The 15,574-nt window shown below is 34.8% G+C and carries 10 protein-coding genes; all 10 read left to right on the forward strand.

The window, feature by feature from the left end; genetic code table 11:
- The first annotated feature begins 283 nt into the window (after window positions 1-283).
- On the forward strand, window positions 284-1,486 hold the full coding sequence (locus F6K54_RS24410; RefSeq protein ID WP_293083122.1) for an SGNH/GDSL hydrolase family protein: 1,203 nt from the start codon (window positions 284-286) through the stop codon (window positions 1,484-1,486).
- Window positions 1,487-1,861: 375 nt separating this feature from the next.
- Entirely contained in the window at window positions 1,862-2,398 is a 537-nt protein-coding gene (locus tag F6K54_RS24415) for an SGNH/GDSL hydrolase family protein (protein ID WP_293083125.1), read from the forward strand.
- A gap of 82 nt (window positions 2,399-2,480) precedes the next feature.
- A complete protein-coding gene (locus F6K54_RS24420; protein WP_293083127.1) occupies window positions 2,481-3,071 on the forward strand; it encodes a hypothetical protein in 591 nt (196 codons plus the stop codon).
- Window positions 3,072-3,285: 214 nt separating this feature from the next.
- Window positions 3,286-4,488, forward strand: a complete 1,203-nt coding sequence (locus F6K54_RS24425; protein ID WP_293083130.1) for an SGNH/GDSL hydrolase family protein — start codon at window positions 3,286-3,288, stop codon at window positions 4,486-4,488.
- A 1,247-nt stretch (window positions 4,489-5,735) separates the two neighbouring features.
- On the forward strand, window positions 5,736-6,944 hold the full coding sequence (locus F6K54_RS24430) for a hypothetical protein (RefSeq protein ID WP_293083133.1): 1,209 nt from the start codon (window positions 5,736-5,738) through the stop codon (window positions 6,942-6,944).
- Window positions 6,945-7,435: 491 nt separating this feature from the next.
- A complete protein-coding gene (locus F6K54_RS24435) occupies window positions 7,436-8,662 on the forward strand; it encodes a pre-peptidase C-terminal domain-containing protein (RefSeq protein ID WP_293083136.1) in 1,227 nt (408 codons plus the stop codon).
- A 369-nt stretch (window positions 8,663-9,031) separates the two neighbouring features.
- A complete protein-coding gene (locus F6K54_RS24440; protein WP_293083138.1) occupies window positions 9,032-9,265 on the forward strand; it encodes a hypothetical protein in 234 nt (77 codons plus the stop codon).
- Window positions 9,262-9,615 carry a hypothetical protein gene (locus F6K54_RS24445; protein WP_293083140.1) on the forward strand — a complete coding sequence of 118 codons (354 nt, stop codon included), beginning with the start codon at window positions 9,262-9,264 and terminating at the stop codon, window positions 9,613-9,615. The genes F6K54_RS24440 and F6K54_RS24445 overlap by 4 nt, the downstream gene beginning before the upstream one ends.
- An 819-nt stretch (window positions 9,616-10,434) precedes the next feature.
- Entirely contained in the window at window positions 10,435-11,670 is a 1,236-nt protein-coding gene (locus F6K54_RS24450) for an SGNH/GDSL hydrolase family protein (protein ID WP_293083143.1), read from the forward strand.
- Between the two features lie 1,709 nt (window positions 11,671-13,379).
- Complete coding sequence (locus F6K54_RS24455) at window positions 13,380-14,735, forward strand: hypothetical protein (RefSeq protein ID WP_293083146.1); 1,356 nt, start codon at window positions 13,380-13,382, stop codon at window positions 14,733-14,735.
- The last annotated feature ends 839 nt before the right edge of the window (window positions 14,736-15,574 follow it).

A 15,574-nucleotide genomic window follows, 5' to 3' on the forward strand; every position in this document is an offset into this window, starting at 1 on the left:
GGGGATAAAAAAAGAGAATATTCTATAATTTCCATTTCCAGCAGAAGGTTTTACCTAGAGGTACTGATAACTGAAGTTACGGAAAATTTTGGGTAAATAGTTTCTGCTTTTGAGGGGATAAAAAAAGGAGAATATTCTATATTTTAATTTCCAGCAGAAGGTTTTACCTAGAGGTACTGATAACTGATAATTGAAAAGTTGGGTTTATCCTGCGGATAAACTCCGCTAATTTTTTTCAACCCAATCTACACGATTAAAATACAAAAAAATTATAGCTGAGAGGATGATTAAACTAAAAACTTTGGCGGTAAATTTAGGTATGATTTTCGCCAGTTTATTTGCGGGAATAGCGATCGCTGAAGTAGGAGCAAGAATTGCTGGTTTGGAGGGTTTAAAAAAAATGCCGGAAAGTACCCATGCAGAATTTTATCCTACGTTTCATACTATTCCTCATCCGGTTAAAGGTTGGGAATATAGAGGTAATGTTTCTGGTTGGTGGACGAGCGAAGGAAAGGCTTATTTAGAGTTTAATAGTCATGGTCTTAGAGGACCGGAAATTACTAAAGCAAAACCAGAAAATACTCTCAGAATTGCCGTGCTTGGAGATTCTTTTACTTCAGCAGTACAGGTTTCTTATCAGCAAACTTTTGTGGCAGTAATGGAGAAGGAATTGGGAAAATGTACTAATTTAGAAGGTCAAAAAGTAGAGGTAATTAATTTTGGAGTGGATGGTTATGGTACAGCCCAACAATTATTAACTCTCCGAGAAAAAGTCTGGGATTTTCAGCCGGATATTGTGCTTTTAGCTTTTTTTATGGGCAATGATGTTACTGATAATTATCGACAGTTAGAAAATAATCATTATCGACCTTTTTTTGTTTATAAAAATGGAAAGTTAGAATTAGATTTATCTTTTAGACAGTTAACGATTAGTCAAGCAAACCGCTACATGATTACTACAGTCGATAAATTACCAACTTGGCTAGTAAATAATGTCAGAATTTTACAGATTATCAAAAAAGTAGAAGCAGACCAGAAGAAGAGAAATTCTGCAAGACATTTTGAAAATTTACAAGCAAATAATTTTAGAGAACCGCCAAATTCTGCTTGGCAAGAAGCTTGGAAAATTACTGATGAACTAATCGGAACTATGGCAAAAGAAGTACAAGAAAAAGGTGCAGAATTTAAAGTAGCTACAGTGATGACTTCTATGCAAGTTCATCCTAGCAAAGGATGGCGAGAAGGATATATGAAAATTATGAATATTCAAGACTGGTCATATCCGACAAAAAGACTGCAAAATTTAGGAGAAAATTATAATTTTTCTGTGATTGATTTAGTTGAACCTTTTGATGATTATGTTGCAGAAAATCCTGTTTGTTTTCATGGGTTTAAAAATACAGCAATGTGTCAAGGACATTGGAATGCTACAGGACATAAATTGGCAGGAGAAATTATTGCTGAAAATTTATGTCAGGGATTTTGAAAAAGGTTTTAGGTAGTAGATGCTAGGTTTTAGGTGAAAAAATTATACTGTCCTATCTAATACCTATCTTTTCATTAATGGATAATTGATAATTACCTCTGGTTAAAACCGTTACGGAATTGAATATAAGGAAATATTATTTCTTCTCTTGGTCGATTGGATATGGCGAGGAGACCGTTCCCTCCGGGACACTACGCGTTAACGTAGTTGTGCGCTAGCAAGCGCCATCCCATCCTACGGAATGCTCCGCAAACGACCGCTTTTTTCCCTTTAAAAGGGGAGGCTTTAAACCAGAATTATTTAATTATTAATTAGTTAATTATTCGGTAAAGTCTTTTAATCACACTTATTATTCGTAACATTCTGCTTTCAAAAATGAACAAACTGAATAATTTAACCATAAATATCGGATTAATATTTGCAGCCTTAATAACTGGTATTTTGGGCGGAGAAATAGGATTAAGGGTAGCAAAAATAGAAGGATTGAAAAAAGTCAACGAGGACGCATCCCACAAACCTACCATATTTCATACTTACGATCACTATCGTGGTTGGGCATTACAACCAGGTTTTACTGCTTGGTGGCGAGAGGAGGGAGAGGCTTATATCGAAATTAATAGTGATGGCTTAAGAGACTACGAATATAGTAAAATTAAGCCAGAAAATACATTAAGAATTGCTATATTAGGAGACTCTTTTGCTGAAGCAGTTCAGATGCCGATAGAGAAAACTTTTTGGTCGATAATTGAAGGGAAATTGACAAAATGTGACTCTATTGCTAACAGAAAAGTTGAGGTGATTAATTTTGGCGTCCATGGTTATAGCACCGTGCAAGAATTGTTGACTTTACGTCATCAGGTTTGGGATTATAATCCAGATATTGTGTTGTTAGCTTTTTTTTATAGGAAATGACATTATTAATAACTCAAAAAAACTGGAGTATGGTCAATATCGACCATTCTTTGTATATGAAAATGGAGAGTTGGTTTTTGATATGTCTTTCCGGGATTTAATTCCAGCTCTAAGTAATCGTTATGCTGCTTCATTCATAGATAAAATGCCTGGTTGGTTGGTAAATAATTCCAGAATTTTACAAGTAGTGAAAAAAGTAGATTTGAATCTGAAGAAAAAAAAATTAAACACAGATTTCACGAATTTAGTACCCTATAATTTTCAGCCACCCATCAATAATAATTGGCAGCAAGCATGGCAAATCACAGAAGAATTAATTACATTAATGGCAGTAGAAGTTAGGCAAAGGGAAAAAGATTTTTTTTTAGTATTGATAGGAGACCCAAAACAGGTACATTACGACCAACTATATCTGCAAAAAACTTTTATGAAACAACACTATATTAACGATATGTTGTATCCTAATCAAAGAATAGAAAATCTAGGCGATCGCTTGGGTTTTCCTGTGTTAGATTTAGCAGCACCTTTTCGAGATTATGCTGTGGAAAATCGAGTCTGTTTACATGGTTTTGAAAATACATCATTATGTACTGGGCACTGGAACATAAAAGGACATCAGTTCGCAGGAGAAATTATTACTAATAACCTCTGTAGACAGTTAAAAGTTAATTAAGGGTATTTCTTAAAAAGAGGGAGTAGGGATTAGGGAGTAGGCAATATAGCAATCCCCATATTGGTTGTGAAAATTTTTATAATAGTTAGTTTGAGCTGAAAACATGAGCAAATTTTGACTCGATCCTCCTAACTACCACCAAAATACTACAACTTAAATAGGATTACTATAGAAGGAAGTGATTGATTTTATTTTGGATTTTTGGAGAGGTCTAATGAAAAAACTAAATAACTTAGCCATCAATTTAGGATTAACATTAGGTACATTAATATTTACTCTGATAGTAAGTGAAATAGGATTAAGAATAGTAGGAATTGAGCATCCAACGATAAAAATAGATGGAGATCAAAATCCTCTCCATTCTTTCAAAGATGTGTACAGAGGTTGGGGAGGAAAACCTAATGGTAAAGGATTTTGGCAGGAAGAAGGTATCCCTTCTGAAATAATAATGAATAGTGGAGGGTTTCGCGATTATGAAAGGAGTAAAAATAAACCAGAAAATGGATTAAGAATTGCCTTATTAGGAGATTCTTTTACCGAAGCACTTAATGTCAAGTTAGAAGACACATACAGTGCAATTATGGAAGCAAAATTACAACAATGCCCTGTGTTGAAAAAACAAAAAGTAGAAGTAATGAATTTTGGGGTAAATGGTTATGGAACAGCACAACAATTAATGACTTTAAGACATCATGTTTGGGATTATCAACCAGATTTAGTCATTTTAGCTTTTTATCCAGGTAACGATATTAGTAACAATTATCGTCCTCTAGAACATGACCATTTACGCCCTTATTTTGTTTACCAAGATGGGCAACTTGTGGCAGATATGTCATTCCGAAATTTGAAGTTTTGGCAGAGAAATCGTTATGCTTTTTCTATTGTAGATTTCTTGCCATATTGGTTAATAAAAAATTCTCGAATTATACAGTTAATTAGAAAGGTGGATATTGATTTTAAACGCCGTCAGTATAATCGGGATTACAATGCAATTAATATAGATTTTTTTAAGGAACCAAAACCTAATTCTGATTGGGAAGAAGCTTGGAATGTAACTGAGGGTTTGATTAAGTTAATGCGCGATGAAGTATATGAAAAAAAGGCAGATTTTATGCTGATAACAGTTAGTCATTCTTTTCAAGTACTTCCTGATGTTCAAGAGCGCGATAACTTGAAAAAAATTTTAAATGTTTCAAATTTATTTTACCCAGATATTAGACTGAAAAATTTTGGAAAAGAGGAAAATATACCAGTTTATAATTTAGCTGGGCCTATTTTGGATGAGGCTAAAAAAACAGGTAAGTGTTTGCATGGTTTTGATAATGCACTTCCCTGTGGAGGTCATTGGAATTTAGAAGGTCATAAATTGGTAGGGGAAATAATGGGAAGTTATTTGTGCGAGAAATATAGGAGTTAGGAGTCTTTTCAGTTATCAGTTATCAGTTATCAGTTATCAGTTATCAGTTATCAGTTATCAGTCAGAATTTTAAAGATGTTCAGCTCAAGTTAATTATTACATTGATAGGACTTACGCAGATACGCTATATATAGCGCTCACTACTATTGTCCAATAGTTATTATAATCTATACATAGTGCCTTTGCGTAAGTCCTGATTAACTTTCCTTTCTACAAGATTCGCGATATAGCTGTCCCTAGGCTCCGCCAATGTGTTTGCCTAGTATTCCATAGGAAAGCGGAACTGAGTTCTATCGCTCAGACAAATATACTGTTTTGTGTTGAATAAAAAGTCATGTATGTAGGCGAACGACCCCTAATAACATTTATGATATCACAAAAATTGTGAGGGTGGAACCGAAAATCCTTTGAGCCGCCGATTTTTTAGGAGCTTCACAGAATGAAGATGTTGGTGGTTTTCTACTGAGTAGGGATGGAAGGAAAGATTTTATGATCAGAAAAACAAGCATTTCCATAAGCTTCACAAAATGCCTGAATATTTGATTCTGTCTCAGCCAGGAAATTTAGTTGAATAAAAAGTCATGCGTATGGGCGAACGACACCCAATAACATTTATGATATCACAAAAATTGTGAGAGTGGAACCGAAAATCCTTTGAGCCGCCGTTTTTTCAGGAGCTTCAGAGAATGAAAATGTTGTAGCTCTAGGAGGGATAGATTTAATGATGGGAAAAACAAGTATTTTTACAAGCTCCACAAAATGACAATATTTCTAATTTCCCCTGTAAAAAATGCCTAAATATTTGATTATATCTCAGTCAGGGAATTTAGTTGAATAAAAAGTCATGCGTATAGGCGAACGACGCCCAATAACATTTATGATATCACAAAAATTGTGAGGGTGGAGGTGAAAATCCTTTGAGCCGCCGATTTTTTCAGAAGCTTCAGAGAATGAAAATGTTGTAGCTCGTAGGAGGGATAGATTTAATGATGGGAAAAATCTGATTCTAATCTTAGAAGTAGGGGAGTAAGGGAGACTTTTTCAATCTTTTCGGTGTATTGCCTCTATTCCACTCCCGACTCGTAACTCAAAAATTTTTACGGGGGCAAAGGTATCAAATGGCTTCTATAGTAGTTTTAAACAGTTATTGAAGTTAGTGAAATTAGTTAAATCAGTTAAGTTAGTTATCAATTTTATATAGGGGTTCTAATCTTAATGAAGAACAATCTTTTAAGCAAGTAAAAACAATGAGTGGTTTTAGAATAGTCAGTGATCTTTTAGCTCCCGGTGGAACAGAAGAAATAGTAATACAATCATCAGAAATTGAATTCAATCAACCTTTACAAGTTACAGTATTTCCTATTAGTTCTAGTCAAGGTGGAAGTATTAATTTAGATGCTGAATTAATATTGGATGGAAATACACCAGACTTACCAATTTTTAGTGATTTTGGTGGTTTAGGAGAAGCTGAACAAGTTGTTTACGATCCGGTTATATCAAATATAAACTATACAACTGAAGTGAGAAGCGTCAATGGGACTACTGGGTTTTATTTATTAGAAGTTAGTTCAGAAGATAGTAGTAATGACTTTCCTAATACTGCAGTTTCTATTGGTAATGTGTTTGATAATCCATTAGTTAATGGCTTTGTTGGTAGTAGCGATACAGATGATTGGTTTAACTTTCGAGTACCGAGCAATAGTCAAGTTAGAATCACATTAGATGCTATCCAGGACAATGCTCAGTTAGAGCTATATGATGAAACTTTAAATTTGATAGACTCAGTACAAGCAGAAATAATAAATAACGGATTAATAACTCAAAATCTTCCTACAGGAAATTATTTGGCAAGAGTAACACCTGCGAATAATAGTGTGAGTATTCCGGATGGAGAACAAGCATCTACAGAATATACATTAGCTGTCCAACAAATTAACGGTAATCCTGGAGGAGGTAATCCTGGGGGTAGTTCTCAAGATGTATTGCGCTTCTGGGACTTTACATCAGAATCACATATTTTTACATCCGATCCAGTAGAAATAGATGAGTTAACAGGTGAACCTGCTCTTTACCGGAGCGAAGGTAACGAGTTTGATGTTCCAGTCAATAACGGCGATCCAGTCTTTCGTTATCTGAATACTGCTACAGGTAGTGATTTTTTGTCATTTGAGGTTGGAATAGAAGACTCTCTCCCACAATTCATCAATACAGGTGTGGCATTCAATGCTTATAAACCAGTCGGTACAACAAATGTTAGGCCAGCAGATGCACCAGTCAATGCCATACCTGTTTACCGACTGGCCAATTTGGATGCGGAACAAGCAAATCCTTTGAATATCACTCACTTTTATACTTCCGATCCAAACAATCGGCAGTTAGTGCTTGATACCCTCAACTATCGAGATGAGTTTGTTGGTTTCTGGGCACTTCCTCCAGGTACGGATGGTTTAGTTTAGGGGAGTTTGGGGAGTGCTCACAGGGATTATGGCACGGATGTACGGAATTGTCAGACAGTGGGGGAGTGGCTCACACCGATTATGGCACGGATATACGGATGCGGAAGGCAGTGGGGGAGTGGCTCACACCGATTATGGCACGGATATACGGATATGGAAGGCAGTAGGTAGGGACGTTGCATGCAACGTCCGTACAGGGAGTAGGGTAGTGAGGGAGAGAGGGAGTTAGTTAAAAATTTTCTATAGCTGTTCTAATATTCAATAATGAAGTACGGTATGCTAATGAGGTTTTAAGTTGAGAATTGCTATATCAGGACTTACGCATTTTTCTGGCAAAAACACTATATATGCCATAGTGCTATAGTTTTTATCTACTATTTGTAGTGTTTTTGCATAATTTCCCTATATCCTGCTCCATAACCTAATTTCCTCACAATAGCGGCACAAGCTTTAATTTATGTTTTGACTTTGAAAATTAAGAGGTAAAAACAATGAGTGGTTTTAGACGACTTGGTGACATTTTAATCAATGGTGGAACAGAAGAAACAGTAATACCATCATCAGAAGTTGAATCCGATCAACCTTTACAGATGACAGTATTTCCATTTGGTAGTCTTGACGCGCAAGTAAGATTGGAAGGAGACGCACCAGACTTACCACTCCCTTCTGGTGGTTTTAGGGAATCTGGTGGTATAGGAGTAGTTGAACAACTTACTTACGATCCGGTAGAAGCAAACATAGAGTATACAGTTGTAGTAAGAGATGATGGGACCAATAGTGGCTTTGGGAGCTATTTGTTAGAAATTAGCTCAGAAGATAGCCGTAATGATATATCTAACACTGCGGTTTCTATCGGTAACGTCTCCAATAACCCACTAATTGATGGTTTTGTTGGCCGTAGTGATACGGATGATTGGTATGAGTTTGAAGTATCAGGCAATAGTCAAGTTAGACTCACACTAGATCCTATCCAGGACAATGCTGAACTAGAACTATACGACAGAGGTTTAAATCTGATAGATTCAGCACAAGCAGAAGCAACAAATAATGGATTAATCACTCAAACTCTTCCTACAGGAGATTATTTGGTCAGAGTAACGGCTGATAATACCAGCGCGAGTATTTCTGATGGAGGACGAGCCTCTACAGAGTATACATTAGCTGTCCAGCAAATTAGTGGTAATCCTGGAGGAGGTAATCCTAATCCTGGAGGTGGCGGTTCTAGTGGTGGCTCTCAAGATGTATTGCGCTTCTGGAACTTTTCCTCACTATCACATATTTTTACAGCTAATCAAGCTGAAATAGACGAATTAACAGGTCAACCTACAAGTTTCCGTGCCGAAGGTAATGAATTTGATGTTCCAGTCAATGACGGCGATCCAGTCTTTCGCTACCTTAATACTGCCACAGACAGTATTTTCTTATCATTTGAAAGTGGAATAGAAAATTCCCTCCCACAATTCATAAATACAGGCGTAGCATTTAATGCCTATAGACCAGTAGGTACAACAGAGGCTAGACCAGCAGATGCACCTGCCAACGCAATACCCGTTTACCGACTAACCAATTTGGATGCGGAACAAGCAAATCCTTTAAATATTACTCACTTTTATACTTCCGATCCAAACAATCGGCAGTTAGTGCTTGATACCCTCAACTATCGAGACGAGTTTGTTGGTTTCTGGGCACTTCCTCCAGGTACGGATGGTTTAGTTTAGGGGAGTTTAGGGGAGGAGAGACAAAATTTAAAGCTTTCAGGACTTACGCAAAGGCACTATATATAGTAGATAAAAACTATAGCACTATGGTATATATAGTGTTTTTATCGGAAAAATGCTTAAGTCTTGACTTTAAAGCTTTGATTGAGAACTTGTAGGGATGTACCATAAAAAGTCCCTACATTTTTTTATGTTTATATTATCATCTATATATATTGTGTAAATATAATCCGACTGAAAAGTGGTCATTGCGACGATAGGAAGCAATCTCAGGGATTTCCAAGATTGCTTCCTTCTACTCCATTCCAGTCGCAATGACCTAAAATAACTAATTATTAGAATTTGAACTGAAAAAATCAGAAGAAAATTATGTCTAATTACAAAGAAAATCCTAATTATTTTGCTCCCTATTTAAAATATCAAGGTCGGACAATAGAAGAACAATTACGTCTTAATCAACCAGCAATGGAATGGTTAAAAAAACAAATAGAAGAAAAAGTCACAGAAACCGAAATACAAACCAGAAAAAAAAACTTAGAAAAATTCAAACAAATTATTGACAGCTTTAGACCTTCAGGATATAAATTATATAGCGAAAAATGATAGTTTTTATTGATAGTAGTGTTTTAGGTTTACTATCATCTCCCAACGAAAAATTAGAAGTTCAACAATGTCAAGAATGGCTATACTCCTTATTGTCAAAAGGTGTTTATGTTATTAGTTCAGATTTATGTGATTATGAAGTCAGAAGAAGTTTAATTTTAAACTCAATCAGAGGAACATCAAATCAAAGTATTAATAATCTAAATAATTTAGATAATTTAATTGATTTTTTACCTATTACAAAATCAGTGATGCAACAAGCTGCCCAGTTGTGGGCAATTTCTCGTTTTCAAGGGATGCCTACAGCTAATCCTAAAAATATTGATGTTGATGTAATTAGGGTTTGCTGAATAAATATAAAAGTATTTGCCGATAAAGGTTTTAGTATTTTTAAGTATCAAAAGGTGCTAGTTTTTAGATAGTAATGGTTCAAAAAATTAAGATTTTGACCAAGAATTGGGCAAAAAAATCAAGGGATGATTCTTCCTACTATCTCCTCTATAATTCCCCTAATTCCTGACTCTTGACTCCTGTCTCCTGTCTCCTACCCTAGCAAAAAGACTTTTTCAGCAAGCCCTAATTATTGCAGCTCAATGTCAACTAATGCAAACCGAAAATCCTGGTCAAAACCTCGTAGTTGCTACCGCAAATGTTAAGCATTTGAGTCGTTTTATTAACGCTCAAAAATGGTATGAGATTAGATATTAATATTAATGTTTGGTTGAAGGAAGGTAGAGTGTAGAAAAGGTGAAAAAAAGATAGCAGAAGTCCAGGTGCAAAAACTTTTGTGACAGGCAAGATGCTTGTGCTACTTTTTCATATCTACCTTTCAATAATTAATAATTGATAATGGATAATTGATAATTACCTCTCCCTAAAAGGAAGAGGATTGAATAAAAGGAAAACTTTTTCTTCTCTTGGTCGATTGGATATCTCGCTATCCCTCGACCACTTGTTTCTCCTTGAAAGGAGAGGCTTTAAACTTTAATTATTCGGTAAAATATGAGTAAAAAAAGTTGGGCAACAAACTGTCATTTCTACGCTGTATCTTCAAAAATAAGAAAATTCCCAGAATTGTTTCAATTTTCGGCTACTATATATAACTTGTTTTTTAACTGAACTTATTCTCAATATTAAAAATAATTTCTTGCTCAATTAACTTTTATAGAATGAAAAAACTGAAAAATTTAGCCATCAATTTAGGAGTAACACTCGGCGCATTAATATTTGCTGTTGCAGCAGGTGAAATAGGTCTGAGAATAGCAGGAATTGAGCATCCCCCACCGCCAAGAATAGATGGGGAATTAGATGAGAATTCTATCTACACTTTCCAAGATCCTTACCGAGGTTGGGCAGGAAACCCTAAGGGCAAATCATTTTGGACGGGAGAAGGTATACCTTCTGAAATAAAGATGAATAGTGGAGGGTTTCGCGATTATGAAAGGAGTAAAACTAAACCGGAAAATGGATTGAGAATTGCGTTATTAGGTGATTCTTTTACGGAAGCAATTCATGTCAAATTGGAGGATACTTATGGTGCAATTATGGAGCAAAAGTTACAGCAATGTCCTGTCTTAAAAGACCGGAAAGTTGAGGTAATGAATTTTGGCGTACAGGGTTATGGAACAGCTCAAGAATTGATGACTTTAAGGCATCATGTTTGGGATTATGCACCAGATTTAGTAATATTAGCTTTTTATGCTGGTAATGACCTCCGTAATAATTCTCAGACTTTAGAACATGACCATTTACGACCTTATTTTATGTATCAAGATGGTCAACTTTTGGCAGATATGTCATTCCGCGATTTGAAGTCTTGGCAGAGAGATCGTTATGATTTTTCCCTAGTAGATTTCTTGCCTCTTTGGTTAGTGCAAAGTTCTCGAATTTTACAACTAATTAGAAAAGTAGATATTAATGGAAAACGCCGTCAGTATGAAAAAGATTATAGTGAAATTAATCTAGCTTTCTACAAAGAACCACAACCAAATTCTGATTGGGAAGATACCTGGAAAGTGACTGAAGGTTTGATTAAATTAATGAGGGATGAAATCTACGAAAAAGGGAAAGATTTTATGGTAATAACAGTGAGTGATTCTCATCAAGTTTTACCGGATATTCAAAAGCATGATGAATTTAGAAAATCTTTGAATGTACCAAATTTATTTTATCCAGATATCCGGTTAGAAAAGTTTGGTAAAGAGGAAAATATACCAGTTTATACTTTAGCAGGACCAATTTGGAATGAAGTGAAAAAAACGGGTAAATGTTTACATGGTTTTGATAATGCGATTCCTTGTGGAGGTCATTGGAATATTGAAGGTCATAAATTTGTCGGGGAAACAATGACAAATTATTTATGTGAACAATATACTACCCGATTAAGCAAAGAAAGTAAAAGGTAAACCCTCTAAATACAATTTCTCAAAAACTTTTCTACACTTTCTTAAGTAGGGGAGTAAGGGAGTGGGGGAGTGGGGGAGAGACAAAAATCAGAATAATTAGCATTAACTTGCTAATAATTAGGAAATAAGTTATTAAACCTGTGTTAATTACTTAATAACTTAAGTTTCAGCCAAGTATAGCACTACTTTTGGGAATTGGTATAATACCATTTTGAAAAAAGAATGTTACGAATAATAAGTGCAATAAAAAAATTTTGCAGGAAATGTCTCTTTGACAAAAAAGAGAATTTATGACCTAAAAACTGGTATTAAATCTATTCCCATACGACTCCTGACTCCTGACTTCCCCTCCTGGGAGGGGGAGGGGCGAGGGGTGGGTTGACTCCTAAGAAGTACCCTACCTATTTGTAGCAAACATTTATAAAATTGGTATAATACGGTTTCATGGAAGTAAGAAGTCAAAAGTCAGAAGCAAGTGTGTCTTTCTGAGGTTCTCTTAGAATGTAAGACACAATTCATCACAGCCTGAAGTTATTTTTAATAGGCTAAAAACTTTGATAATACAATATACCAAAGTACTTTGTTTCTCAAAATAATTCTTTTTTTTTGCTTTTTATAAATAGGGTTTGCTGATTAAATATCAAAGTGTTTACTGGCAAAGGTTTCAGTATTTGCAGGTACTAAGGAAGTATCAGCTTTTAGGTAGTTCCAGTTAAATTAGGAGCATATTTTGGGCTATATAGGGGTAGAAAATCAAGGGAAGATTTTTCTGGCTACCTCTTCTCGGAATCTCATTCCTCCTGGATTCACCGATTCTGAATTCTGGATTCTGAATTCTGGCTCCTCCTCTGAAAAAAAGACTTTTTCAGCAAACCCTAAATATTAAGATACTTGCTGGAAAAAAAGTTTTATTGTTAATCGAAAAAAGTTTCAGTAAGTTGAAAAATTAATACAGTATTTTTCTAAAGACATGAAGTACTTATGTTTATGGTTTTAGGGAATAGGTAGTAGAAAAGATGGGGAGACAGAATAGGAAACGAACAAAAAATATTTACCCCTTTGGGCATACTACATATATCACCGAATATAGCAATCCTAAATAGGTTGCGGGTAATCAAAAAGTAAATAAAAAAACTGAAACTTTTACCTGTTCCCTGTTCCCTGTTCCCTAAAAAGCAGTAAGATTTTTGACACAAATAAAATAGGATTGCTATATGTTGTAATTAATAATTAAAATAATTTTTTCTCTCCCTTGAAAATGGATGGGATTGGCAAATAGGATTTTTTGTCTTTATTTCTTCTTTAAGTAGGGTTTGCTGATTAAATATCGCGCTTATTGACTGATATTGGTTTGAGCAATTTTAGATCTGGAAAAAGTGCGAGGTTTTAGGTGGTAATGGTTCAAAAATTCAGGATTTTGCTCAAGAGTTGGGCAGAACAATCTTGGGACAAAACGCCCGCTCCTACCACCTCCAAATTCCCATTTCTCCTCTCCCCCTCCTGGGAGGGGTTAGGGGTGGGTTGTCTCCTGTCTCCTACCTTCACCCATAAGACTTTTTCAGCAAGCCCTAAGTAAGAAAATTTATAGCAGTGGAAGGAAGAGTCAAGATATATCAACGGCTGAAAACTCAGACAAAGTAATATTTTCCTTCTTCCTTCTTCCTTCTTCCTTCTTCCTTCTGTTCGGTAAATCAAAACTCAGTAATGCCATGAAAAATTTTAAATGGATGCAGGGAATCAAAACAGGATTCAGTCTAGTTACGATTAACTTAGTTTTAGTATTTCTAGGATTAGAGATTGTATCATTAGGTTTTTATTATTTTCAGGAAAATCGACTATTTTATACGAGAGAAAATACTATTTCTAAAGTAAGAGAAGACCTGGAAAAAACTGGTACTAGACTAGGTACAGATATTAATAACAAATCAATCTTAGAGCGACTACATCCTTTTTTTGGCTATGTACTAAAACAAGGAAGTTTTACCGATGAAGAGTCAGGAATAAGGGTTAATAATTACGGCTTTGTATCCAAGTATGATTATCCTTTTATTAAAAGCAATAAGAATCAGTTTGTTGTAGGTGTATTTGGTGGTTCAGTTGCTAATGATTTTACTTTGAATGCGATTTTCAGTGAAGCCAGGGGTAATGAAGGATTTATTCGATTTTTAAAACAAATTCCCCAATTAAAAGATAAAGAAATTATCATTTTATGTTTTGCAGGTGGGGGTTATAAACAACCACAACAGTTGTTAATACTTAATTATTTTATCTCTATTGGGCAAGAATTTGATTTAGTCATTAATATAGATGGCTTTAATGAAGTAGCACTATCTAACCAGAATAATCAGGAAAGAATAGATTTATCTTTGCCAAGCGTACAACATATCTTACCTTTAACACAGTTAGCTAATGATGATTTGTCTGTAATGGCATCGATCGTTCAAATTAGCGAACTGAAAAATAATTTATCAACTGCTATTAATAAATTGGAAAGTTGTAAATTAGCATTGTGTCATGGTTGGAGAAGTTTGCAGGTTAAAGGATTATTAGATAGATATCAAACAGAGATTATCAAATATGATGAACAAATTGCCAGAAATTCTAGCAAAATTGATGGCAATAATAGTTTAGTATATTTGAAAAAAATGTCAGGAATCTTAGAGGATAAAGTTGCTTTTGAGAAAGTTGCTGAAAATTGGTATGAATCATCACTAACAATGAGTCAAATTCTAGCTGAGAGAAATATATTGTATCTTCACTTTATTCAGCCAAATCAATATCATCCGACAGAAAGAGTATTTAGCCCGGAAGAAAAAGTTTTTGTTATCGAAAATCATCCTTATGCCAGAGGAGTTAGAAAAGGTTATCCAGTATTATTTTCTAAAATTAATAGCTTACAAGAGGCAAATGTTAATATATTTAATACTGTGAATATTTTTGATGAGGAAAAAGCAATAGTTTATCGAGATGCTTGCTGTCATTATAATCTAATTGGCCAGACAATATTAGATAAGTATATTGCTAATTCCATCAAAACTATCATGGAAAATAAAGATACAAATTAGGGTTTGCGTATGGAAAGTATGAGTGTTAGGGGTAGGAGTCAGGAGTCAGAAGTCAGGAGAAAAGGGGAATTTAGAGGAGGTAGGAGCTAAGTTTTATCCCTCAATTTTTCTGTCCTTAGTTTGCCTTTTATGCTAACTTTTTGAGGGTTTTAGACTAAAACAAGCGCACTTTTTGGGAATCCAAGAAAGCTAAAACTTTTACCTGTTAATGGTTTGATAATTAATCAGCAAACCCTAAATTAGAGTAATAGTGTCATATCAAGACAGGAGTCAGGAGTCAAGTCAGGTAAGGCGACGTACAGAAGTCAGTAAGTAGAAAGGAGTTTTTCAGTGACTTTAGAGTTAGAAATAGGTATAGTTAACCACTATTTGAATTTCATACATCAAATCAACAACGCCAAAATTAAAATGTATAATAGATGTCTCCAGAAAAGAGGGGGAATTATACTGAAAAAAATCTATCTATAAAATCAATACAGCTCAGATAAGACCAAAATTCATAAGGTATGGAACAATTAGATAAGCTTTTGAGATTATAGAATTGCCAAAAAAAATCCTTCACTGAACTGTATCTATCTATAGACTTATCTATTTTCCTTTTTCCTTATTCAAAAAGTCCTTCACTAAACTGTATCTATTCTATAAATGTAAGCATTCAGCTATTAGCATTTCCGTTTGTCATGATCCGCAAACAGCTATCAGCTTTTTAAAAAGTCAAGCAAAGACTAAGGTTAGCTGACAGAAATATTTCATTTCCTGCGGAATGCGGAAGCAAACATATTTCACTCCTTGACGACTAATTCCTTCTTCCAAGATAATGAGTTAATAATTCATAGCTG

This window comes from Okeania sp. SIO3B5, assembly GCF_010692555.1.
Taxonomy (GTDB): domain Bacteria; phylum Cyanobacteriota; class Cyanobacteriia; order Cyanobacteriales; family Microcoleaceae; genus Okeania.

Coding starts and splice junctions, on each gene's coding strand:
- F6K54_RS24415 (WP_293083125.1), top strand. CDS start 1,862: ATGAACAAACTGAATAATTTAACCATAAATATCGGATTAATATTTGCA.
- F6K54_RS24440 (WP_293083138.1), top strand. CDS start 9,032: ATGTCTAATTACAAAGAAAATCCTAATTATTTTGCTCCCTATTTAAAA.
- F6K54_RS24435 (WP_293083136.1), top strand. CDS start 7,436: ATGAGTGGTTTTAGACGACTTGGTGACATTTTAATCAATGGTGGAACA.
- F6K54_RS24410 (WP_293083122.1), top strand. CDS start 284: ATGATTAAACTAAAAACTTTGGCGGTAAATTTAGGTATGATTTTCGCC.
- F6K54_RS24455 (WP_293083146.1), top strand. CDS start 13,380: ATGAAAAATTTTAAATGGATGCAGGGAATCAAAACAGGATTCAGTCTA.
- F6K54_RS24420 (WP_293083127.1), top strand. CDS start 2,481: ATGTCTTTCCGGGATTTAATTCCAGCTCTAAGTAATCGTTATGCTGCT.
- F6K54_RS24430 (WP_293083133.1), top strand. CDS start 5,736: ATGAGTGGTTTTAGAATAGTCAGTGATCTTTTAGCTCCCGGTGGAACA.
- F6K54_RS24450 (WP_293083143.1), top strand. CDS start 10,435: ATGAAAAAACTGAAAAATTTAGCCATCAATTTAGGAGTAACACTCGGC.
- F6K54_RS24425 (WP_293083130.1), top strand. CDS start 3,286: ATGAAAAAACTAAATAACTTAGCCATCAATTTAGGATTAACATTAGGT.
- F6K54_RS24445 (WP_293083140.1), top strand. CDS start 9,262: ATGATAGTTTTTATTGATAGTAGTGTTTTAGGTTTACTATCATCTCCC.